This window comes from Cupriavidus mimosae (genome assembly GCF_023952485.1).
Classification (GTDB): domain Bacteria; phylum Pseudomonadota; class Gammaproteobacteria; order Burkholderiales; family Burkholderiaceae; genus Cupriavidus; species Cupriavidus taiwanensis_C.
The window spans coordinates 1-1,427 of the sequence record NZ_JALHRY010000075.1 but is presented as its reverse complement, the minus strand read 5'-3'; the positions used below and the strand labels follow the sequence as shown (position 1 = coordinate 1,427).

Annotated in this window: 1 protein-coding gene; it reads right to left on the bottom strand. The window is 61.5% G+C overall.

Annotated elements, in window-relative coordinates; translation table 11 throughout:
* Positions 1-25: 25 nt before the first annotated feature.
* Positions 26-1,264, bottom strand: a complete 1,239-nt coding sequence (locus tag MKD50_RS30325) for an IS4 family transposase (RefSeq protein ID WP_012354743.1) — start codon at positions 1,262-1,264, stop codon at positions 26-28.
* Between the last annotated feature and the right edge of the window lie 163 nt (positions 1,265-1,427).

Genomic DNA, 1,427 nt, shown 5'->3' with positions numbered 1-1,427 from the left:
CAATCCACCCAAGTTACTGTAAGCATCAACAAGCCTTATAGGCAGCATGATGAGGCTTCTGGCGAGGCGGACGGGGCTTGGCGCGATCCGGTCGCACGCGATGGATACGTGTTGCGATCAAGGCCAAGGTCTCATTCAGAGCAGCCCTGGCCCAGCGCAGGCCGAGCAGAACCGCAGGCAGGACAGGTTTGAGCGCGGTAATGGCGTAGGTACGGTTGATCCGATGGTCCGAGTCAATGTCATGTTCCTGCGCGGCGGTGAGGCAGCATAGGGCGTGCAGGTTGTCACATAGGATTTTGGCGCCGAAGTCCTGCCTGGCGGCCAACTGCGAGAGGCCGGACAGATGTTCGAGTGCCATGCGGTGTTTGAGGCGTTTGAACGCCTCCTCGAGGCGCCAGCGCTGGTGATAGAGATCGCGGAAGGTGGCAGCCGGATAGTGGTGCATGTCGAGCAGATTGGTGATGAGCACGCGCACCTTGCCGGCTGGCGAGATCTGCCGGATCAGCCGGACGGTCTGCGGAGTAGCCGCACACTCATAGTCGCGCGCGTCATTTCGGGCTGGAGCCGGGAGCGTGACGATGGCCTCGTCGCGACCGGAGCGGACGAAGTGCCGCACGGCAGCAAAGCCGCTACCGTCGGCGCGCATGCAGAAAGGGATTTTTCGTTGGTTGAGCACGGCCACCAGCCAGCGGGCGGGGTAGCCGCGATCGAGCAAGAGCAAGTCGTCGGATTGCAGGCGGTCCAGATGCTCGAACAGGATCTGGCGTTCGTTCTCGTGCACGCTGTGCAGTGAGGCGGCGAGCATGATCTCGGCCCCGGGCAGGTATAGGCCGAAGGCGAGTTGATCGCGAGTGGCGGCTCGAGGCAGATGGCTGTGGCGGATGGCGAAACGCAGGTGTGAGGCGTCCGCGGCGACTAGCCGAAAGCCATGCCAGCGCGGCAAATGGTCTGACACCTGCCGAAGCAGCCAGTCATTGAGGTGAGCAAAGACATCGCCGCTGAGTTTGCTGCGAGCCTGGGCGAAGGCTTGTTCACTGACGCAACGGCGCAAGATGTTCTGGCGCGCGAGCGCGGCGAAGAATTGATCGAGTTCGGCTTGTACGCCCATGCGCAAGTTGCCAAGCATGAAGGCGATCAGTGTCGGCAGAGTGAGCTTGCGCTGACGGGTGAATGCGGAGGGTCGTTCGGGATGGCGAGCAAGATCGTGAAAGACCTTGGTGTGCAGATATTCGGTAAGCGAAGCGAACAAATCGGTCAGGGGCATGAGAGCCAAGCGAAGATCGAGAAGCGATCCTCTATTGGCCGCCGCCCTGCTTGCGCTAAACAGCCAGCGCAAGCAGGGCGGCGGCCGCTCGAACCTCGTCACATGTCAAGCGTTCGCGGGGGCAAATCGCGATTCTATTGACGGCTAAACTTGGGTGGATTGG

Bases quoted from the DNA above. Each gene is read 5' to 3' on its own strand.
- MKD50_RS30325 (WP_012354743.1), bottom strand. From the start codon at position 1,264: ATGCCCCTGACCGATTTGTTCGCTTCGCTTACCGAATATCTGCACACC.